At 50.6% G+C, this 19653-nt stretch carries 21 protein-coding genes and 2 pseudogenes; 9 read left to right on the top strand and 14 right to left on the bottom strand.

Annotation, left to right across the window (positions count from 1 at the left end):
* Positions 1-5 precede the first annotated feature (5 nt).
* Positions 6-1103 carry a quinone-dependent dihydroorotate dehydrogenase gene (locus VF724_RS00905; RefSeq protein ID WP_371752323.1) on the bottom strand — a complete coding sequence of 366 codons (1098 nt, stop codon included), beginning with the start codon at positions 1101-1103 and terminating at the stop codon, positions 6-8.
* 445 nt (positions 1104-1548) lie between these two features.
* On the opposite strand from VF724_RS00905, the gene VF724_RS00910 reads away from it, so the two are divergent.
* Complete coding sequence (locus VF724_RS00910; protein WP_371752324.1) at positions 1549-1683, top strand: hypothetical protein; 135 nt, start codon at positions 1549-1551, stop codon at positions 1681-1683.
* 9 nt (positions 1684-1692) lie between these two features.
* Here the strand turns inward: VF724_RS00910 and VF724_RS00915 are convergent, their stop codons facing one another.
* Positions 1693-3297, bottom strand: a complete 1605-nt coding sequence (locus VF724_RS00915; protein ID WP_371752325.1) for a L,D-transpeptidase — start codon at positions 3295-3297, stop codon at positions 1693-1695.
* 143 nt (positions 3298-3440) lie between these two features.
* Here VF724_RS00915 and VF724_RS00920 point away from each other — a divergent pair, with 143 nt between their 5' ends.
* From VF724_RS00920 to VF724_RS00930, 3 genes are read left to right on the top strand one after another with little or no spacing between them, the layout of a single operon-like run.
* Positions 3441-3569: a cytochrome c oxidase subunit 2A gene (locus VF724_RS00920; RefSeq protein ID WP_371752326.1), complete on the top strand. Its 129-nt coding sequence runs from the start codon at positions 3441-3443 to the stop codon at positions 3567-3569.
* A 34-nt stretch (positions 3570-3603) separates the two neighbouring features.
* The gene (locus VF724_RS00925; RefSeq protein ID WP_371752464.1) at positions 3604-4071 is read left to right on the top strand and encodes a cytochrome c oxidase subunit II; all 468 of its coding nucleotides are present in this window, start codon (positions 3604-3606) and stop codon (positions 4069-4071) included.
* A gap of 37 nt (positions 4072-4108) precedes the next feature.
* Entirely contained in the window at positions 4109-5815 is a 1707-nt protein-coding gene (locus tag VF724_RS00930; protein WP_371752327.1) for a b(o/a)3-type cytochrome-c oxidase subunit 1, read from the top strand.
* Between the two features lie 83 nt (positions 5816-5898).
* Here VF724_RS00930 and VF724_RS00935 read toward each other — a convergent pair.
* The 7 genes and pseudogenes from VF724_RS00935 to queF all read right to left on the bottom strand — a co-directional run.
* Positions 5899-6048 (bottom strand): annotated as a pseudogene (locus VF724_RS00935) (stalk domain-containing protein); the annotation flags it as partial.
* 13 nt (positions 6049-6061) lie between these two features.
* On the bottom strand, positions 6062-6298 hold the full coding sequence (locus tag VF724_RS00940; protein WP_371752328.1) for a hypothetical protein: 237 nt from the start codon (positions 6296-6298) through the stop codon (positions 6062-6064).
* 236 nt (positions 6299-6534) lie between these two features.
* Complete coding sequence (locus VF724_RS00945) at positions 6535-6678, bottom strand: hypothetical protein (protein WP_371752472.1); 144 nt, start codon at positions 6676-6678, stop codon at positions 6535-6537.
* Positions 6679-6726: 48 nt separating this feature from the next.
* Positions 6727-6858, bottom strand: a pseudogene (locus VF724_RS00950) (immunoglobulin-like domain-containing protein); the annotation flags it as partial.
* Between the two features lie 132 nt (positions 6859-6990).
* A complete protein-coding gene (locus VF724_RS00955) occupies positions 6991-7227 on the bottom strand; it encodes a ferredoxin (RefSeq protein WP_371752329.1) in 237 nt (78 codons plus the stop codon).
* Positions 7228-7326: 99 nt separating this feature from the next.
* On the bottom strand, positions 7327-8694 hold the full coding sequence (locus VF724_RS00960) for a DNA polymerase IV (RefSeq protein ID WP_371752330.1): 1368 nt from the start codon (positions 8692-8694) through the stop codon (positions 7327-7329).
* On the bottom strand, positions 8678-9037 hold the full coding sequence (gene queF / locus VF724_RS00965) for a preQ(1) synthase (RefSeq protein ID WP_371752331.1): 360 nt from the start codon (positions 9035-9037) through the stop codon (positions 8678-8680). The genes VF724_RS00960 and queF overlap by 17 nt, the downstream gene beginning before the upstream one ends.
* 156 nt (positions 9038-9193) lie before the next feature.
* On the opposite strand from queF, the gene cimA reads away from it, so the two are divergent.
* Both cimA and VF724_RS00975 read left to right on the top strand, forming a co-directional pair.
* Positions 9194-10810 (top strand): citramalate synthase, encoded by a 1617-nt coding sequence (gene cimA, locus VF724_RS00970; protein WP_371752332.1) that lies wholly within the window; start codon positions 9194-9196, stop codon positions 10808-10810.
* A 149-nt stretch (positions 10811-10959) separates the two neighbouring features.
* On the top strand, positions 10960-12252 hold the full coding sequence (locus tag VF724_RS00975; protein ID WP_371752333.1) for an MFS transporter: 1293 nt from the start codon (positions 10960-10962) through the stop codon (positions 12250-12252).
* A 36-nt stretch (positions 12253-12288) separates the two neighbouring features.
* On the opposite strand, the gene VF724_RS00980 is transcribed toward VF724_RS00975, so the two are convergent.
* The 3 genes from VF724_RS00980 to VF724_RS00990 all read right to left on the bottom strand — a co-directional run bounded on the left by VF724_RS00980 (position 12289) and on the right by VF724_RS00990 (position 15510).
* Complete coding sequence (locus VF724_RS00980; RefSeq protein WP_371752334.1) at positions 12289-13023, bottom strand: exonuclease domain-containing protein; 735 nt, start codon at positions 13021-13023, stop codon at positions 12289-12291.
* 18 nt (positions 13024-13041) lie between these two features.
* Positions 13042-14028 (bottom strand): DUF294 nucleotidyltransferase-like domain-containing protein, encoded by a 987-nt coding sequence (locus tag VF724_RS00985; protein WP_371752335.1) that lies wholly within the window; start codon positions 14026-14028, stop codon positions 13042-13044.
* Positions 14029-14208: 180 nt separating this feature from the next.
* On the bottom strand, positions 14209-15510 hold the full coding sequence (locus VF724_RS00990; protein WP_371752465.1) for an ammonium transporter: 1302 nt from the start codon (positions 15508-15510) through the stop codon (positions 14209-14211).
* Positions 15511-15890: 380 nt separating this feature from the next.
* Here VF724_RS00990 and VF724_RS00995 point away from each other — a divergent pair, with 380 nt between their 5' ends.
* Together VF724_RS00995 and VF724_RS01000 are read left to right on the top strand one after the other, a co-directional pair.
* The gene (locus VF724_RS00995) at positions 15891-16325 is read left to right on the top strand and encodes a MerR family transcriptional regulator (RefSeq protein WP_371752336.1); all 435 of its coding nucleotides are present in this window, start codon (positions 15891-15893) and stop codon (positions 16323-16325) included.
* A gap of 25 nt (positions 16326-16350) precedes the next feature.
* Complete coding sequence (locus tag VF724_RS01000; RefSeq protein WP_371752337.1) at positions 16351-17034, top strand: zinc metallopeptidase; 684 nt, start codon at positions 16351-16353, stop codon at positions 17032-17034.
* Between the two features lie 176 nt (positions 17035-17210).
* Here VF724_RS01000 and gltC read toward each other — a convergent pair whose 3' ends face one another.
* Both gltC and VF724_RS01010 read right to left on the bottom strand, forming a co-directional pair.
* Complete coding sequence (gene gltC, locus VF724_RS01005) at positions 17211-18134, bottom strand: glutamate biosynthesis transcriptional regulator GltC (protein ID WP_371752338.1); 924 nt, start codon at positions 18132-18134, stop codon at positions 17211-17213.
* Between the two features lie 90 nt (positions 18135-18224).
* Positions 18225-18827, bottom strand: coding sequence for a rhomboid family intramembrane serine protease (locus VF724_RS01010; RefSeq protein WP_371752339.1), 603 nt, complete (start codon positions 18825-18827; stop codon positions 18225-18227).
* Between the two features lie 257 nt (positions 18828-19084).
* Here VF724_RS01010 and tpx point away from each other — a divergent pair, with 257 nt between their 5' ends.
* The gene (gene tpx, locus VF724_RS01015; protein WP_371752340.1) at positions 19085-19603 is read left to right on the top strand and encodes a thiol peroxidase; all 519 of its coding nucleotides are present in this window, start codon (positions 19085-19087) and stop codon (positions 19601-19603) included.
* Positions 19604-19653: the final 50 nt, after the last annotated feature.

Here is a 19653-nt window from a genome sequence, read left to right on the forward strand (position 1 = left end):
AATTCTCAGCTTAACTGAACATCCACTCCCACCGCTTCGGAAATGCCGGCAAATCCATCGCGCTTCAAGCGCTCGATCAATCCCCGGTGAATCGCGCGAACGATTCCCGGTCCCTGATAAATCAAGCCGGTATAGACTTCAACCAAGCTGGCGCCGGCGCGTATTTTCTCGTAGGCATCCTGCGCCGAAAAAATACCTCCGGACCCAATAATCGGAAGTTTCCCTCCCGTTAATTTATATATGCTGCGGATGGCTTCCGTCGAACGGCGGGCAAGCGGTTTTCCGCTCAAACCTCCGGTTTCCCGCTGATGCGGACTGGCCAAGCCGTCCCTTAGGATCGTCGTGTTGGTGGCAATAATGCCGGATACCCCGCTGCGCATGATGCTGTCCGTCATATGCTCCAGATCCCGCTCGTCCACATCGGGAGCCAATTTGACCAGCACGGGCTTAACCCCTTTACCCTGCGCCTGTTTGTCCATCTCATCCTTGACCGCACCCAGCAGCTTTCGCAATTCCTCCCCGTGCTGGAGATCCCGCAGATTCGGGGTATTCGGAGAGCTGATGTTGACCACAAAAAAATCTCCGTAAGGATAGAGCGCTTTGATGCATGCCCGGTAATCCTCCACGGCCTCTTCGTTCGGCGTCCACTTATTTTTGCCGATATTCACGGCAACGGGAATTTTCCGCTGCTTGACCCGCTTCAGTTCTTCCGCCATCGCGGATGCGCCGCGGTTATTAAAGCCCATCCGGTTGATCAGCGCTTGATCCTCGGGCAGGCGAAACAAACGAGGAAGCTCATTGCCCGGCTGGGGTTGCGGAGTCACCGTCCCGACTTCGACAAAACTGAAGCCCATGGAGGTAAAACCGGGGACGGCAACGCCGTTTTTGTCAAGTCCCGCGGCCAGGCCGATCGGATGTGAAAAACGGATTCCCCACAGGTTAACGGCAAGCTCCGGCGCCTTAGCCGTCCCGTACAGGAGATTCAGCAATCCGGTTGCTCCGGGAATTCTGGCCGCGGCGGCCAAGCCCCCGACAGTCAAATGATGCGCTTTTTCCGGATCCATGCGAAACAGCAGCGGTTTGGCCAAGCTACGATAAAGCAATAAGACCACTCCATCCTCTAGACTATCTTGAAAATTCGCTTCCGCTAAAAATATTTCTTTGGGACGTCTAGTCATTTATTGTAGCGTTTTTACCCTCAAAAATAAAGCATGCTTGCATTTTTTTTCCAGTGTTGCGAGCCAGTTTTTTTACAAAAACGCTTTCAGTTGTGCTAATATAGGATCAATATCCTATTTTCCAGGGAGCCTGTTCAATGAAAAATTAAGGTGAATATCTCTTCAATTATTGATTATTCCGGAAAAGGGATGGCACCCCACCGCTGTTAAAATCAGGAATATGATTGGGTTTTTGCGGTTTATTCCCGGTTTTAAAGGCGGACGTAAACTTTCCGTTCTCATTCCCTATTCCTCCATACTCCTATTGAATATAAATTCACAGTATTGCTTTCATTATTCAGATCCCTGACTTGAAAGGTTGGATGCTCCTATGGCCAAAAAGAAAAACGTTCTCTTGGAACGCAAAAAACAAAACGAGGTGAACAAAAAAGCGATCATTTGGATTGCATCGATTTTCGCGGCAATTGTCATTGCCATGACCGTTTTGCTGATTTTCAATAGGTAGGGCCTCCGCTTAATTCAACCATTTGTAAACGTGATGCGGATTTGTTTCCACCGCCGTATGCGGCAGAGCAAACCGCGCTGAGCTGCGCATGATTTCTTCCGGAAGCCCCGCTGCGCGGATGGACACCTTTGTCCCGATCGGGGCCATATCGTACAATTCCTCGATATCGTCCTTCAGCATACGGATGCAGCCATGCGAAAGATCTTTTCCGATGCTTTCCGGTGCGTTCGTTCCATGAATGGCATACAGCGTATCGGATAATGTCATGCCCCTGCTTCCATAATCGCCGTCGGCATGTCCGTTCGGGTTCATGACCTTTTCGCTGATGACGAATTCCCCCAGAGGGGTTCGCGAGCCTCCCAGCCCGACCGGATAATTCCTGAGGATGATGCTTCCGCTGACCAAAGCCAGCCGGTGATGCTTCCGGTCCACGATAATTTCCAAGGGGGACTGCAGCAGGTCCGCGTCCGGCACTATGACCGACTGATCCTCTGCCGCCCGTTTGCCTTCATCACCCTTACCCGTCTCACCCAAGCCTGCGGCCAGCGCTCTTTCCCAGGCCTCCGCCGCTTTCAGCGGGCTCGCGGATTGCCCTTTTGCCGTTTCGGCTCCAATACCGCTTGCCGGTTTCCCGAATAGAAATGCAAAGCCCTGTTTCATGATCGGCGTATATCCCGGCAGCAGGTTGCCCGGATAATTCCGCTGCAGCTCTTTTACCGTGTCAGGCAGTTGATGATGAATGGCTTGATAGGCTCTGACGGCGGAAGCCAGCACCCAAAGCTGCTCCTGCTGATTCCGCCATTCCGCGAACAACCTTGCGGACGCTTCAAGCCCTGGCGACAGGCAGCTGCACTGCTCCGGTTCCAATCGCCGGATCTGCAAGGCGCCTCCCCCCCCAGTGGCCGATACTGCCGTAAACCGCAGCTTCGGCTCACGTGTCCAATCCGTCCAGCTTGCGACAGAGCTGCGGACGGACTCCGCTACCAGGGAGACCTGCTGCCTGCCGTCGCTTCCTCCCGACTCGGCGAGTCCGAACAGGGCTGCTTGATATGAACCCTTTCCCGCTTCTCCACCCAAATAGTAGACTCTGGACAACATCGGTTTCTCCGGTGTCTGACGAGTCCCGCTGGCAAGCGAAGGTGAGGGTAAAGGAGAAGCCGAAGGGCGAACTTCGCTTGACTCCGGATTTGCCGAAGGACCGGAAAGCGCGGGGTCCGCGACCTCTGCACGGTGCGTTTCCGGCCTCGCCCCTTCCAAGGCAGGGATGAAAAAGATCAGCAGCAAAGCCCAGATTGCCGCAGTCGTATATCTAGCAACGGAAAATAACGGCTTACGCGTTTTCCTTCGCTCGTTCGGCCCGTCCCCGCTTCCTGCCGTGCGTTTGCCGGGAGCTTCCTGATCATGAACCGCCCCCGCGGCACTGTCCTCGAAAGCGAGATACACCTCCCCGGCTTGTTGAAAACAGTAGGTCGCCTTTCCCGTCTCCCCTTTTCTGACATATTCCCTGCCCAGCAAGTACCAGACCATTTTGTTATCCGGATGCAGTTTGACATAGTCCTTCAAATATTTTTCGTCTTTGAATTCGATTTTTTCATTGGATTCCAAAGCCGTCACCCCGCATTTCCGCCATTCTTCGCCTAATGAATATATCGACCTTAAGGCAGCGATTTTTGACAGCCTGCATATTCGCTTTCCATTGTGCCCATACTTTAAAAAAATCATGATGGTTTTTCCAATTGCAAGGAGGTGCAAATCGATTGAAGAATGCGTCCCGCCATCCGGACGAAGAAAACCTGAAGGATACGCTTTTGTCCGTATTTCTGATAGGCGCGTTTTTGGCGGCCGTCTGGGTGTCCATTTTATTTGTGTTCATTTACCGATCGTAATCCTGACATAATGGAGTGAAAACAGATGTTCAACATTGAACTTCCGCGCTATGAGAAAATTTGGCTGATCACCGGTTCGATCACACTCGTCATTTTTCTGGTTCTATTGGGGATAATGGGGTTTGCGATGGGCTTCAATCCTTCCGGACACATGAAAACGATCGCTCCCGATCAGGTGGGCGCGACCCCGCCCTTCGACAAACCGGGCTTGTTTACGGTTGCGGATAAAGAATATCGGGCCGTCATGCAGGCAAAAGTTTTTGCTTTTCTCCCAGGGGAAATGACCATTCCCGCCGGTTCCAAGATTCATTTCGAGGTGACCAGTCCCGATGTGGTGCACGGAATGTATATTGCCGGAACCAATGTGAACATGATGATCGTCCCCGGACATATCAGCGAATTTACCCATACGTTCAACAAACCGGGAGATTATTTGATTTTGTGCAATGAATACTGCGGTTCCGGCCATCATTTGATGTTGGGCCGGATTATCGTCCAATGACGGGCTTAACAAGAATTAATAAGAAAGGATGGATAACATGAGTGCGGCCAAACATAAAAATGCCGGTTTCGACGGAGCGGTCATACCGGCTTCTTCGTTTGCTTTTGACGTAAAAGACGCCAATTTAATACTGGCGCATTTGATTTTCTCCTTTATCGCCCTGTTTCTGGGCGCTCTCGCGGGCCTGCTGCAGGCGCTGGTGCGCGCCGGCTATATCGTGCTTCCCCCTATGCTTGATTATTACCAGCTGCTAACCGCGCACGGCGTTCTGCTGGCGCTTGTGTTCACCACGTTTTTCATCATCGGGTTCCTGTATTCCGGCGTCGTTAAGACACTCGACGGGAAGATGCTTGCAAGCGCCCGAAGCTGGGCTTGGTGGGGATTTTATCTGATGCTGGCCGGCACAATCATGGCAGCCATCACCATTCTGACCAACGACGCCAGCGTGCTTTACACGTTTTATGCTCCTTTGCAGGCGTCGCCTTGGTTTTACATCGGGCTCGTGCTGGTGATCGTCGGCAGCTGGTTCAGCAGCATCGCGATCTTCATCAATTACGCGTATTGGCGCAGGACGCACAAGGGAGAAGTCTCCCCGCTGTTTGCCTATATGGCGGTGGCCACCATGATCCTGTGGATTATCGCGACCATCGGTGTTGCTGTTGAAGTAATCTTCCAATTGGTTCCCTGGTCGTTGGGCTGGACCCCGCGTATCAATGTGGCGCTCAGCCGGGCGCTGTTTTGGTACTTCGGCCATCCGCTGGTCTACTTCTGGCTGCTGCCGGCCTATATATACTGGTACGTCAACGTGCCGCGGATCATCAAGGGAAAGGTGTTCAGCAATACGTTGCCAAGGCTCACGTTCATCCTGTTCATTCTGTATTCCGTGCCGGTCGGTTTCCATCACCAGTTGAACGAGCCGGGAATTTCAAATTTTTGGAAGTTTCTGCAGGTGGTGCTGACCATGATCGTGGTATTTCCATCGCTGATGACGGCCTTTGCGATTATCGGCACGTTCGAATTGGCCGGCAGATCGCAGGGCGCCAAAGGCAGATTCGGATGGATCCGCAAGCTGCCGTGGGGAGATGTCCGTTTTCTGGCCCCCGTCCTGTCCATGCTGATGTTCATTCCGGCGGGCGCGGGAGGCATCGTCAATGCCAGCTACCAGATGAATCAGGTCGTACATAATACCCTTTGGGTGACCGGCCATTTCCATTTGACGCTCGCAACCAGTGTGGTTTTGACGTTTTTCGGCATCTCCTACTGGCTGATCCCGGTGCTTACCCGGCGTACGCTGACGCCGGGGGCCAACAAGCTCGGCATTGTGCAGAGCGTCCTGTGGATCGCGGGCATGCTGCTTCTCGGAATAACCATGCATATTGTCGGGCTGATGGGAGAACCGCGGCGTTCCAGCTTCTCCACCTATAACGATCACGCCACAGCCTTGTCCTGGCTTCCGTATATGTATGTCATCGGAATCGGCGGGGTGCTGCTGTTCATTTCGGTGATGCTGTTCCTCTTCGCGGCGGTTTACCTTATGTACTATGCGCCGCGCACGGATCAGCCGGCGGAATATCCGATCGGCGAGGTGGACGAGAGCACCCAGCACCCCCCGCTCATTCTCGAACGCTGGTCGCTGTGGATTGCCGTCACCGTCGTATTGGTGCTGGTCGCATACGCCGTACCGATTTGGCACTTGATGCAGACCCCGCTGGCCACCTGGTCGCCGCCGGTCCGAACGTGGTGAATCGCAGAGGCCGTGGCCTCCCGTAAAATTACGGTCACGGTCTGCGCATCCCACTGTACGTCCAAACCCAGTTCTTCAACACTGCGAAGCGGAATGTAGAAAGTTCCGTTATTTTCGAACGGCGCTGTATCGAACCGGACTTTCCGATCATCGGCGCCGTTTCTTTTTTGTACGGCTTCGGAATCTCTTGCATGGAGCATCAAGGAAGTGTCGGCCCTGCTGATTTGAACCATTTGTTTGTCCTGCTCATATAGAATCTGCGCCCCCGAGCTTTTCCGCCAGTTTGCGGACAGGGATCATCGCACGGTTGTTGACAACCTTGACCTCTCCCCTGGCAAACAGCATCTCCTGATTGTAGGGCACACCGAAAATCTTTCCGTCCGGCCTGACCGCAATATCGGTCGGACTGAAGAGAAGCGCATTCCCTTCCGTGCCGTCAGCATATCCGTGATCTCCGTTCCTGCCCCCTGTTAACGTACGCACAAGGCCGTCCTTCACATATCTTACGGCATGGTTCAGTCCCATCGGCGTTCGGTAAGACGATGCAAGCGAAGGCCCGTCCGCATCCCCGAAAGCCCGGTTCCCTGAAAATGTGGCAAGCCGGGTGAGAATTTATCCGTCCTGACCTAATACAATTTCGCGCGAAGCCTCTCCAAAAACCTTTGGAGAACCGACCTGCAAAAATAACAGCAGAAGCATCAGGGAATTTTTCAATCTCTTCATCGTTTTACCCCTAAAGCATATACGTCTCCCGTTACATTCGCCAAATCCCTATTAAGCCAAATCCTGACCGTTCCGGTCACAGTCACCGTATTTCCGGTATCCGCCGCTGCAGCGTATAGATAAGTATATTGGACGTTCAACGGGAAATCTCTTTTGATGCTGACGGATCCGCTGCTGATGACAGCCGTAAGCACAACGTTGGTATCGGAGAACGGCGTTCTGCTGATGACTCCGGTGCTGGAGGGAATATTTTCCGCTGACGATGCCCAAGCGATCGAAGCTCCGTACAACGCGGTCGGCAAAGTCAAATCGGAGGTCACGTGATCCAAGCTGGCGAGATCGATATTGAAATTTGTCAGACTTTGCCGAAAACACGCAAAAAACCCTGTCGCACGGACAGGGTTTGATTTGTACTGGCTTCCATTTCCACGCTTGCTAAAAGCCGCGTTGTATTAGTTGTTGAAAGGCTCGTCTCCGAGTTTGATGGAATCGGTCGGGCAGCCGTCTTTTGCGTCTTGAAGATCGTCGTAAAGATCTTCGGGAATTTCGGTTATTCCTCTATTATTGTCATCACCGTAGATCACTTCGGCAAGGCCCTCGTCATCATAATCGTAAATATCCGGTGCGGTAGCTCCGCAAGCTCCGCAAGCGATGCAAGTTTCTTTATCAACCCATGTGTACTTTGCCATAAACTCTTTTACCTCCCATTTTTATTCGCGCAAGGTTCATCCCAATAATCAATATAATATAAAAGAAAGCAAAGTTCAAATACAAAAAGTGAAATATTATCATCTCAAATTTCGATAAGAATCCCGCTGCTTTTCTATAATGCCCTTTCCCGTCGAAAATAATCGGGTCCCTCCTGAAAAATCATCCAAGTATTTGTTTCGCAAATGATCCAACTGCAGCGATGTGCCGCGAACCTTATGATTGCGGATCAAGGCTGACGGATCGTCCCCGAGCATTCCCGCGTTCAATACGGCATTTTCCCCGTATTTGTTCCTTAGCTCATCGACGATTTGATTTAATTTTTCCTTTTTGGGCTGCTTTTCATATTCAAATAAATCCAATTGAAGCGGCGACTCTTCCTTAGGCTGCAAATTCTGCAGCGTAATGCCCAGCAGACGGACGGGCTTTTCGTCTTTCCAATTCATCTCAAACAGCCTGCAGGCCTCGCGATAGATCTCATCCGCCATTTCCGTGGGGGAAGGGAGCTTGCCCGAGCGCGTAACGGTTTTCATATCCGGCGTGCGTATCACGATCTGCACCGTATGGGCTACAAGTCCCTGCCGGCGCAGTCTTCTCGCCACCTGATCGGCAATATTCAAAAACACTTTGCGAACCTCCGGCATTTCCGCTATATTCCGGGGCAGCGTCGTCGTATGTCCGATGGATTTGTTCTGTTCCCTTTCCGGATTTACAACAGATGTATCCCGACCATTGGCGGCCTCCTTCAGCCAAATGCCGATAACGCCGAACTGTTTGACCAATTCTGCTTCATCCGAACAGGCAAGCTGTCCGATGGAATGAATGTCCATCCGCTTCAGCTTTTCCGACGTCCGTTCGCCAACCCCGTATAAATGAGAACACGGCTTGTCCCAAAGAACCTGCGGAACATCCCGGTAACGCAGAACGGAAATGCCGTTTGGCTTTTTCATGTCGGAAGCCATCTTGGCCAGCAGTTTATTGGGAGCGATTCCGATCGAGCACGGCAGGGAAAGCTCTGTCCGAATTCTGCGCTGAATTTCCTCCGCTATCTCCATCGGGCTTCCGAACTGCTTGGACCCGGTAATATCGACAAAGCATTCGTCGATTGACATGACTTCAACCAACGGGGAGTAGTTTAAGGCAATTTTGATAAAAGCGTTGGAGAATTTGCGGTATAAATCAAAATCCGGACGAATGACGATCAGCTCTGGGCACAATTTCATCGCCTGGCTGACCAGCATTCCCGTTCGGACGCCCCTGTTTCTAGCCGCGTAAGAGGACGTGACGATCACACCCTTGCGCAATTCAACGCTGCCGGAAACGGCCAGCGGCTTTCCCTTGTAAAGTTCGGGCTGCACCGCTTCATGCACCGAACAATAAAAAGCGTTCATATCCATGTGCAGAATGACTCTTCCCGCAGGGGGATAAGACTCATTTGCCCTGCTCATACTCTGCCCTGACCGTTGTATAGAGACCGCCCCGCACGTTAAATTTTCCCACGACCTGCAGTTTCCTGGGCTGAATCATGTCGACGAAATCCTTCAGAATCCGATTGGTGACGTCCTCGTGAAAATGACCTTCGTCACGAAAGCTCCACAAGTACAGTTTCAATGATTTCAACTCGACAATAGACGCGCCGGGAACGTATTTGAAGGTGATCGTGGCAAAATCCGGCTGACCCGTAATCGGGCACAGAGCGGTGAATTCCGGACAATCGATTTCCACTTCATAATCCCGGTCGGGATGCGGATTCGGGACGGCGATTAAGGTTTTTGACGGTTTGGTTGACATGGTTCTTCCCTCCGTAAATCTTTGAATGTTTGTATGATATTGAGTTTACCCTCCAGCCGCATTCAAGGTCAAGAATATTACTCAGCCCTATCCACAATTGCCTCCTACAGTGCTATAATATTGAAATACACATCCGACGGTAAGGAGGACATCTCAATGTCTAACGCAGTAACGATCTTTGACACCACCCTGCGTGACGGGACTCAGGGGGAAGGAGTCAGCTTATCCGTAGAAGACAAGCTGAAAATCGCCCGCAGACTCGATGCGCTGGGCGTATCTTATATAGAAGGCGGTTGGCCGGGCAGCAATTCCAAGGATATCGAATTTTTCAACAGAGCCAAGGAGCTGAAGCTGAGCAACGCCAAAATCACCGCTTTCGGCAGCACCCGCCGCAAGGGTATCGCACCTGAGGAAGATGCGAATTTGAATCTGATTCTTGAATCCGGGGTTTCGGTAGCCACCATTTTCGGGAAAACCTGGGACTTCCACGTTACCGAAGCGCTGCAAACCACGCTCGAAGAGAACCTGTCCATGATTTACGATTCCATTAAATACTTAAAGGATAAAGGCCTGGAAGTCATTTATGATGCGGAGCACTTCTTTGACGGCTTCAAACATAATCCGGATTATGCCATGGAAACTGTACGCAAAGCCGAGGAAGCCGGCGCAGACTGGATCGTCCTATGCGATACGAACGGGGGAAGCCTTCCGGATGAGGTTGCCGATATGGTAGGAACCGTTGTCGAGCGATGCAAAGCACCCGTCGGCATCCATGCCCACAATGACTGCGAGCTGGCAGTGGCCAACAGCCTTGCTGCCGTTAAAGCGGGCGCCACACAAGTTCAGGGAACGATTAACGGTTATGGAGAGCGCTGCGGAAATGCCAATCTCGTTTCCGTTATCCCCAACCTCCAGCTGAAGCTGCAATACAAGGTCGTCAGCGACGAGCAATTGAAAAGCCTGACCGGAGTCGCCAGATTTGTCAGCGAAATCGCCAATATGCACATGCCTTTGAATCAGCCATATGTGGGAAGCGCAGCCTTTGCCCATAAGGGCGGAATTCATGTGTCAGCAATCATGAAGCATCCCAAGACCTATGAGCACATCGAGCCGGAACGAGTCGGAAACAAGCAAAGAGTGCTTGTCTCCGAGCTTGCGGGACAAAGCAACCTGCTGGTCAAAGCGCAAGAGCTTCATCTGGATCTGGACAAAGACAACTTCGAAAGTAAAAAAATCATTCAGCAGATCAAGGATCTCGAGCATCAAGGCTACCAATTCGAGGGTGCCGACGCCTCTTTGGAGCTGCTGCTTCGTCAAGCGTCCGGCCAGCTCGAGGAAGCCTTTACCCTTGAATCGTTCAAGCTGCTGGTAGAGAAAAGCAGGGATCAAAGCGTCGTGTCTGAAGCCATTATCCGGCTGAATGTGCAGGGCGAAAACGTATACGCCGCCGCTGAAGGAAACGGCCCCGTCAATGCGCTCGACAATGCGCTGCGCAAAGCGCTTGTCCAATATTATCCAGACATTGAGAAAATGCATCTTTCCGATTATAAAGTCCGGGTGCTCGACGATAAAGACGCTACGGCAGCCAAAGTCCGCGTCCTGATTGAATCGAGCGATTCAGAGAACACTTGGAGCACCGTCGGCGTTTCACCGAATGTTATTGAAGCAAGCTGGCAGGCGTTGATCGACAGTATCCGCTACGCGCTGCACGGTAAAACGAAATCTCCCCTAAAGGAATCCGTGCCGGAACGGGTCGGAATCGTCAATCACTAAAAAAGCTGTGAAACAAACATCCAACGATACGGCCTCCCTGGGGCCGTTTTTCATTGGGTTTCCCTCGCATTATTACCATCTGCAGCAAGAATGACCCTTCCCGCAGCAGGGCAAATTAACATTACTTTATTGGAGGGGTAGAATAAAAAATGCAGAAAATCAAATCCGGCAAGCTCAGCATCCGATTTGAAAGCGACATTCCTGCAAAGGATCAATTCAATGACAAGCAGCCGAATCCTGGACAGTCGTCAAAGGGATTAATTTGGCAGTTCCTGACCATTGCCAGTGTGCCCATCGTTCTCGTCTTGGGCAATTCCATGCTGGTCCCCGTTCTGCCCGATATGAAAAAGGAATTAAACCTGACGCAGTTTCAAACAAGTTTAGTGATTACCTTATTTTCTCTGACTGCCGGAATTTTCATTCCGATTGTCGGGTATTTATCTGACCGGTTCAGCCGCAAAGCCGTCATCATTCCTTCGCTGATCGTATATGGCGGCGCCGGAATTCTTGCGGGCTTCGGAGCGATTTGGGATTCTTATACCGTGCTGATTATTGCCAGAGCGATTCAGGGCATGGGTGCGGCCGGAACGGCTCCAATCGCCATGGCGCTCGTCGGGGATTTATACAAAGGCGGCACAGAAAGCAAAGCATTGGGATTGACAGAGGCGGCGAACGGCACAGGCAAAGTGTTAAGTCCGATTATCGGAGCACTGCTTGCCCTGATTATCTGGTATGCCGCTTTTTTTGCGTTTCCCGCCTTCTGCGCAATCTCTTTGGTAGCCGTAATTTGGGTGATCCGCGAGCCGAAAAAAGCGGAGCAGGCACCTGAATTGAAGGAATATATGCACACGATACTCAGCATTTTCAAGAAAAAAGGACGCTGGTTAATATCAGCATTTTTCGCGGGCTCCATGGCACTTTTCATTCTCTTTGGAGTTTTGTTCTATCTTTCCGACATTTTGGAGAAAAAGCCCTACAGCATCGATGGCATTATGAAGGGCTTGGTATTGGCCATACCGCTGATTGGAATGGTGATTACTTCATACACTACGGGAAGTGTCATTAAGAAAAACGGTATTCTGATGCGTTGGCTGATGAATATCGGACTTGTCCTGATGACCGTTTCTTTGGCACTGACGATTTTTTTCAATGAGAATATTTATCTTTTTATCGGGCTGCTGACCGCCAACAGCATTGGAACAGGGTTACTGCTCCCCTGTCTGAATACGATGATTACCGGTTCTGTAGAAAAGCAGGAGCGGGGCATGATTACATCGCTGTACAGCAGCCTGAGGTTCCTCGGAGTGGCTTTTGGACCGCCGCTGTTCGGATGGATGATGGAAATTTCTCACGAAACGGTGTTCATATCCGTCTCGGCCCTTTCTTTAGCAACGCTGGCCTTGGTCTTTTTTCTGATCAAGCCCGAAGGTCAAGTGAACTGATCTGCAGATGCGGCAAGTTTAAACCTTGAATTGTGGCTATTGGCTTAGATACGCATATAAGTCTCCAAGGGTATGAACGTTTCGGTCCTGCACTTCAATCATCAGCTTTTCCCACAGGATGGCCGTCATTTTGGCGTCTTCCAGGGCATGATGCCGTTCGGAAACCGGAATGCCATAACGTTCCAGGAGAGCATCCAGATCGTACACGGACTCTTTGGGATGCAGCCATCGATAAATCATCATCGTATCCAAAAACCTGTGCGTCAGCATAATTCTAGTTGTTTTCCATAACGCGGCATTCAGAAATTGCCGGTCGTGGCCGCCGCCATGCGCAATCAAAATGCGCTTGTCCGCAAACTCCAAAAATCGGTGCAGCACCTCCAGCAGATCGGGCGCATCGTTCGCCATGGCTTGCGTAATTCCCGTCAATTCAATAATCTTCTGCGGGATGTTCCGCTTCGGATTAATCAGACTGTAGAAAAAGCGGTCGTGGCGAGGCCGCGTTCCTTCGACCAAAACAGCTCCGACAGAAATGATTTCATCACCCTGGGAGGGATGAAATCCGGTCGTTTCCAAATCAAACACGACAAATTCCAATTCGGCAATCGGCGTTTCAAACATGCTCTGTTTTCTTTGTTCTTTCATCACGGAACGGATAAAAGCCATTTGCTGCGCATTCTGAGAACCCAGCATGGAGGCGATTGCCGGTGTCAGGCCGCCTATTTTATATAAGCTCCACATTCTTCCAAGGGAATTTTTCTGTTCATCCATCGTCTGCTCACTCCCTGTTTACCTGTCGGGAACGATTTTCTTGACAAAACGCTGAAGATTTTTGGCCGAATGGAGACAAAACTTCAAATCGTTCGTCATTTGCTTGCTCAAATCCTCCGCGCGGATCATCCCGTTAGAAACAAAAAAACCGTTTTGTTCATAGGAATCCGTCCGCATTCTCATGCGCAGGATCAATAGAAACGCCTGCTTCCATTGCTCCAGTTGATCCTCGGGGAACCTCCGGTCCCCGAAAAGGCCGTCGAGCCGCTTCAATGTAGAAGTCTCGTTAATTCCCGCTATGATTGACAGCAGCCGTACGGCGTTCACCATGGGAATATACGCCGCGTACTTGATTTCTACGCCCCCTGCGTCTTCCCCATACCGTTCCTTCACCAAATGACCGAATATATTCATCGTTACCTTATGCCGAAGCGTATTATGCAGCATATGCGTAATCACCCGCTCATCCGCATAAATCGAATCGAAGAAATATTTGCGGACTTGATCCGCCAGCTTCTCATTCCCATAAACACATCGCATATCCGCAGCAATCAGCAGGTAACGGACATGCTCCCAATCCGGCTCGGAAAACCATTTATCCAAGGTCTTCTCCCACTCATGAACCGATTTTCGCCAATCGGGATTGGAAACGAGCACTTTTCCTTCGCACGGCGGATATCCGGCTAGCTCAAGGCCTTCGCTGATCGCATTCCCCATCTGCTGAAAATAGCGCTCCGCTTCCTGCTCCCGAATCGGATCAACCGGGCCAAATATGATGCCGTTGTCCTGATCGCTCCACAGCGTTTGCTCTTTTCTCCCCCCGCTTCCAAATAAAACAAAAGCGTAAGAACAAGGGGAAGGGCCGATCCCCTCATCCATCAGTTTGCGCTCCGACAAGGAAATGGCCCTTCGTATCACCCGATCATGCACATCGTTCAATTTGGACATCCACGGCTCGATTTCAGAGGCGGGGAGTGCCTCCAGAGCGGCGCTCTGAAATTCCATACGCAACAACCTCAACTGAGCACAGCTGTCAGCCGACTCAATTCGCTGTTGAATCCTCTCCAAAGCCTCTGCTTGCAAAACACATTCCCCTTCCGCAGACATTATACTGAAAGCGGGCCGCTTGCTGTTGTTCCACAGCAATTTTATTCAAGCCCGCTTGTCGCCCATGCAAATCGTCCGTTACGAGGATACCGTTGCCGTATGTCCGCCAATTTCAGGCTTTTTCAGCTGTTCCGGATATCCGTAGTTCCCGTGCTCGCTCAAATCGAGACCGATAATCTCTTCTTCTTCGGTAACTCTGAGTCCCATCGTCAATTTCATTATACCAAGAATGATGAAGGATAGAACAAGAACGAACAAAAATGCTCCGAATACGCCCAGCGCCTGCACGCCTAATTGATGCAATCCGCCGCCGTAGAACAATCCCGCTTGACCGACGCCTACCGATTTGGCAAGCTCGGGAGTGGCGAAGAAGCCCGTGGACAGCGTGCCCCAAATACCGGCAATTCCGTGAACGGAGAAAGCATAGATCGGATCGTCCAGACCCATTTTTTCAAACCATTGAGCGGTATAGAATGTCACAATACCTGCCACGGCTCCAATTACAATGGATGCCCAAACATCGACAAATGCACAGGATGCAGTAATAGCGACCAATGCCGCCAGAACGCCGTTCAGCATGCTCGGGATATCCGCTTTTCCGAAATAAGCCCATGAGACCAAGAGCGCCGCAACGCCGCCGGCCGCAGCAGCCATGTTCGTCGTCAGCGCGATGTATCCGAAGAAACCGTCATTCACTGCAGCCAAGGTGCTCCCCGGATTGAAGCCGAACCAGCCGATCCACAGGATAATCACACCCAAAACGGTATAGACCTGGTTGTGGCCGGGAATCAAATTCGGTTTTCCGTCTTTATTGAATTTGCCCAAGCGGGGTTTCAACAAAAGAGTTGCCACCAATGCCGCGGTTGCGCCCTGCAGATGCACGACGGTGGAACCGGCGAAGTCCTGCATTCCGAGCTGGGCCAACCAGCCACCGCCCCAAACCCAATGCGCGACAATCGGATAAATGACAACCGTAAACAATACGCCGAAAACGAAGTATACGGCCAGCTTGCCTCTTTCCGCGAATCCTCCCCATGCGATTGCCAGCGAAACCCCGGCAAAAGCCAGCTGGAATAAAAATTTAATCGATATGGGCGCATCCGAGAACGACAGGGAACTAAATGCCGCTGCCGCTTGTTTGGCCGATCCGTCAACAAAAAATCCGGTCGTTCCGAAGAAGGAATTGCCGTTGCCGAAAGCAAAACCGAAACCGATTGCCCAGAACGCGACCGCTGCAAGCCCGAAAGTCAAAATTGTTTTGCCCGCCACATGGCCTGCGTTCTTCATGCGTGTGGAACCGGCTTCCAAAAGCGCAAATCCGGCCTGCATAAAAATGACAAGAACGGCTGCCAGCATGACCCAAACCGAATCCACCGCCATTTGAAGCTGCTCATTCGTCGCCGCATCGGCAAAGGCCAATGTGGGAAATAATCCGGCCAGCAAGCCAATTGACAACCCAATTTTTTTCTTCACGCCTAAACACTCTCCTTTAATGTTAGTTTTTATAACATTTGAAGTTCAATATAGTGTCATTATATATTCATGACGTAATAAATTCAATGTTTTTTTGCCTTTTAATCATTTTTGATTTGCAATTTTTCTTTATCCGGTCCATATGCGTTATGTTTTTTTACACTTATAATGATGAGCAGGTCTGTGTCTGCGTGTAAAAGCGTTACGTTTGACTGTATGGTTTGTTTTCGGTATCATAAAGTTAAAGCTGTTAAGCAAAGCTAATTTCATGAGGTGGCCTTATTGACATGAATAAGCTTTATAAAATCGGAGAACTCGCGCGTTTAGCCAACGTCAGCCCGAGAACCGTCGATTATTATACGACGCTCGGCCTGATCCTCCCCGAGAAGCGCACAGGCGGCAACTATCGTTTATACAGCGATGAAACTCTTGTCCGGTTAAAACGTATTGATGAATTAAAGAAAGCCAAATATTCCTTGGAAGAAGTCAAGGAAGAGCTTGATCAATCGAACTCGGTTGCGACGGATGCACAGGTTGCGGATAAGATCGTGTCGCTGCGGCTTCATCTAGAACAGTTGGAACGGGAAGTTCATCAGGTGAAGCCGATGATCGCACGGTTGAATCCTTCCCAGGCCAGGAACGCGTTCAAGCATTTGACGCCTCATACGGTTGCCTGTATTGAAGCGCTGTTGGTTCTTTTGGGCAAAGATCCTATGATGTAAATCAGAGAGATGGAGGAATGCTGCAATGTTTACCGGTACGATTTGGGATGTTCTGATCATTCCCGCATTTGTCATTACCTTGTGGGCTTCGTTTCGAGTGAAAGGGACTTTTCAAAAATGGGCAAAGGTTCCGAATTCCACCGGCTTGACCGGCTATGAAGCCGCCCGAAGAATGCTGGACGCCAACGGACTGTATGATATTCCGATCGAACCCGTCCCGGGACAGCTGACCGATCACTATGATCCCATTCATCGCGTAGTCCGCTTGTCCGAGCCGGTATATTATGAACGCTCGATTGCCGCCGTTTCGGTGGCCTGCCACGAGGTGGGCCATGCCGTTCAGCATAAAGTGCATTATCCCGCACTTGTTCTGAGGCATCGCATGTTCCCGATCGTGAATTTCGCTTCCGGCTTTGCTCCGCTTCTGCTGCTTGGCGGTATTTTCTTTCGAATCACCGACTTGATCGGCCTGGGCATTATCTTCTTCTCGGCGGCCGTTGCCTTCCAGCTGGTTACACTGCCTGTGGAGTTCAATGCCAGCAGCAGAGCCAAGCTGGCCATGGTCGCTAACGGCTACGTCTATTCAAACGAGGCCGCGGGCGTATCCAAGGTGCTGAATGCCGCCGCCTTAACCTATGTTGCCGCGGCATTATACTCACTCCTGGAGCTTCTGCGCTACGTCATGATTTTTACAGACCGCAGAGATTGACCGGACTCAGAAAAAAGAGACCGCCTGCATTCGGCTAATGTACAATTCATACATTGCCGATAGGCGGTCTTTTTTTAAAAACCTATCGCTTATATTTGCAGACGTCCGTGCCACCTTGCCATTTTCATGGGACCAGCAGATGATGAAAATGTTACGTTGAAGCGTCCCCGAAGAACTTACGTTGAATTGTTCTTTAGCGAAAGTGATTTTTCAGGATAGTTAAAATAGTTCAGCACAAACTCCCGGAAGGTATCCGCAACCGGCGACAGTTTACTGCCTGAACGGCGGATCAGACCGATGGTTCGGGTGACAGGCGGCTCTTCGATTTTCATTTTCACGGGCTGAAGCTCGCTCACCCCGGTTAAAGCCATCTCCGGCAGCAGACTGACACCCATCCCGGCTGCAACCAATCCTTTAATCGTATCGGTTTCTTCCCCCTCGAAGCCGATCTTCGGCACAAAACCTGCTCTTAGGCATGCCTCCCAAACGATCGGACGCAGCGAGTATCCTTCACTGAACAGCACGAATGTTTCATGTTCCAGCTCTTTCAATTTTATGCTCTTGCGGCCGGCAAACGGATGGCTTGCAGGCAGGATGGCAAACAGTTCTTCAGTCAACAGCACCTCTCCGGTCACATCATCATGCTTTTCGGGACATGGAGAGATGATGGCCAAATCCACCTCTCCGTTGGCAACGGCATGGATGAGGCTGTTGTATTTCCCCTGCTTGAAACGAAATCTTGCCTTCGAATGCTTCTTTTTGAAGTCCGCCACAACACAGGGAAGCAAATTTAAACCGACGCTGTGCGGAAATCCCAGCCGGACCTCGCCGGATTCCGGATCGAGCAGCTCATGAACTTCCTGCACCGCTTTATCCAGATCATTCAAAACATTCTCCACGCGGCTCAAAAACAACTTTCCCACCTGGGTCAGCTGCAGATTCCTGCCTTTTTGCGCAAATAAAGAAACGCCCAGCTCTTCTTCCAGTTGGTGAATTTGACGACTGACCGCAGATTGGGCGACATGCAGCTCCTCCGAAGCATGGGTAACATGCTGCATTTTGGCCACCTTTACAAAATACTGCAACTGCCTGAGTTCCACTTTCATCTCTCCAAATTAGCCTTTTCGAATACCAACAGCAATTATATAAAAAAACCTCAATCGAGACAATTCATTGATGATCGATCATGTTTAACGAACTTGTCTTTTCAATAGAGGAAACAGCAAAAATCCCCCGATAGCCCCGCCCAAATGGGCAAGAAGACTGACATGCGGAATCAGTACGGAATAGATGACACCAATCACCAGAATGATCAGCACGGTTTTATGCGATTGATCGTCGAGCAGACGCTTGCGAAAAAAGCCGATGAACAAAAACGCCCCATAGATGCCGTAGATTGCCCCGGACGCACCGGCTGAAACCTGAACATCCGTCTGCAGCCATGCACTGGCGATATTCCCGATAAGGCCGCTGCCAATATACAGAATCAGATAAGGAAGCTTTCCCATGATCCGTTCCAGCGGCGGCGCAAATACAAAGATGGCGAAGGAATTGAACAGCCAATGATCCAAGCCGATGTGCAGGAAAATCGAGGTGAAATAACGCCAAACCTCCGAGCTGTACGGTTCGTAATGGGTGACCAAAGCTCCGAAGCGGACGAGGGTATCCACATTTTGGGATCCGCCGTCCACAAACATCAGCACCATCAGCAGTGTATTCACCAGCAAAACGACGGATGTGACCGGGTAATAGCGAATATATCCTTTAAAGCTTTCATAACGCAAAAAGATCAACTTGAATCGCTCCCTTTAAACGCAGATATTTCAATTACTTACCACAATAGAATTTATAAGTTTCCCAATCATTGGAAGGAAAATTCTATTTGGTTGAAAAACTGCCTTGGCTTCCGAAGTGGTTTACTGCGTAAACCTATAGGTCTGGCTGCTTAGAGTGACTTTGATAGAAGTTTTTCTTATTAGACAAGTAGGAATTAAAAAGATTATAATTGATAATGGTAATCATTATTTATTCATTTGGGAGGAAAAAACTTATGTCGCAGGAACGTACTGGTGTGGCCATGTTTAAAGGAAATCCGTTGACCCTCATCGGACCGGAAATCAAACCGGGAGACCAAGCCCCCGATTTTAAACTGAATAAAGATTTGATTCAGGAGGTTTCCCTGGCCGATTACGCCGGAAAAGTGAAACTGATCAGTGTCGTCCCTTCTCTGGATACCGGGGTTTGCGACGCGCAAACCCGCCGTTTTAACGAGGAAGCAGCCAAGCTTGGCGATAACGTGGTGGTCCTTACCGTCAGCGTTGATCTTCCTTTCGCGCAATCCCGTTGGTGCGGCGCAGCCGGTGTTGATAGAGTCGTTACTCTGTCCGACTATAAAACGAGAAATTTCGGTCAGGCATATGGCGTTTTGATCAAGGAATTCGGGCTCCTCATGCGCTCCGTGTTCGTCGTGGATCAGAACGGCACGGTTCAATATGTGCAGTATTTAGAGGAAATGACTGAACACCCCAATTACGAAGCCGCCATCGAAGCCGCAAAAAAATTAGCTTAAGCTTCGGGTTGTTTCACCTGCAAAAACAGCGAAGAGATTCTTTTCTTCGC

Source organism: Ferviditalea candida, from assembly GCF_035282765.1.
GTDB classification, from domain to species: Bacteria; Bacillota; Bacilli; order Paenibacillales; family KCTC-25726; genus Ferviditalea; species Ferviditalea candida.

Excerpts from the sequence above, each read along its gene's own strand:
- VF724_RS00910 (WP_371752324.1), top strand. The coding sequence starts at position 1,549 with ATGGCCAAAAAGAAAAACGTTCTCTTGGAACGCAAAAAACAAAACGAG.
- VF724_RS00930 (WP_371752327.1), top strand. The coding sequence starts at position 4,109 with ATGAGTGCGGCCAAACATAAAAATGCCGGTTTCGACGGAGCGGTCATA.
- VF724_RS00955 (WP_371752329.1), bottom strand. The coding sequence starts at position 7,227 with ATGGCAAAGTACACATGGGTTGATAAAGAAACTTGCATCGCTTGCGGA.
- VF724_RS00960 (WP_371752330.1), bottom strand. The coding sequence starts at position 8,694 with ATGAGCAGGGCAAATGAGTCTTATCCCCCTGCGGGAAGAGTCATTCTG.
- queF (WP_371752331.1), bottom strand. The coding sequence starts at position 9,037 with ATGTCAACCAAACCGTCAAAAACCTTAATCGCCGTCCCGAATCCGCAT.
- cimA (WP_371752332.1), top strand. The coding sequence starts at position 9,194 with ATGTCTAACGCAGTAACGATCTTTGACACCACCCTGCGTGACGGGACT.
- VF724_RS00975 (WP_371752333.1), top strand. The coding sequence starts at position 10,960 with ATGCAGAAAATCAAATCCGGCAAGCTCAGCATCCGATTTGAAAGCGAC.
- VF724_RS00980 (WP_371752334.1), bottom strand. The coding sequence starts at position 13,023 with ATGGATGAACAGAAAAATTCCCTTGGAAGAATGTGGAGCTTATATAAA.
- VF724_RS00985 (WP_371752335.1), bottom strand. The coding sequence starts at position 14,028 with ATGGAATTTCAGAGCGCCGCTCTGGAGGCACTCCCCGCCTCTGAAATC.
- VF724_RS00990 (WP_371752465.1), bottom strand. The coding sequence starts at position 15,510 with ATGGCGGTGGATTCGGTTTGGGTCATGCTGGCAGCCGTTCTTGTCATT.
- VF724_RS00995 (WP_371752336.1), top strand. The coding sequence starts at position 15,891 with ATGAATAAGCTTTATAAAATCGGAGAACTCGCGCGTTTAGCCAACGTC.
- VF724_RS01000 (WP_371752337.1), top strand. The coding sequence starts at position 16,351 with ATGTTTACCGGTACGATTTGGGATGTTCTGATCATTCCCGCATTTGTC.
- tpx (WP_371752340.1), top strand. The coding sequence starts at position 19,085 with ATGTCGCAGGAACGTACTGGTGTGGCCATGTTTAAAGGAAATCCGTTG.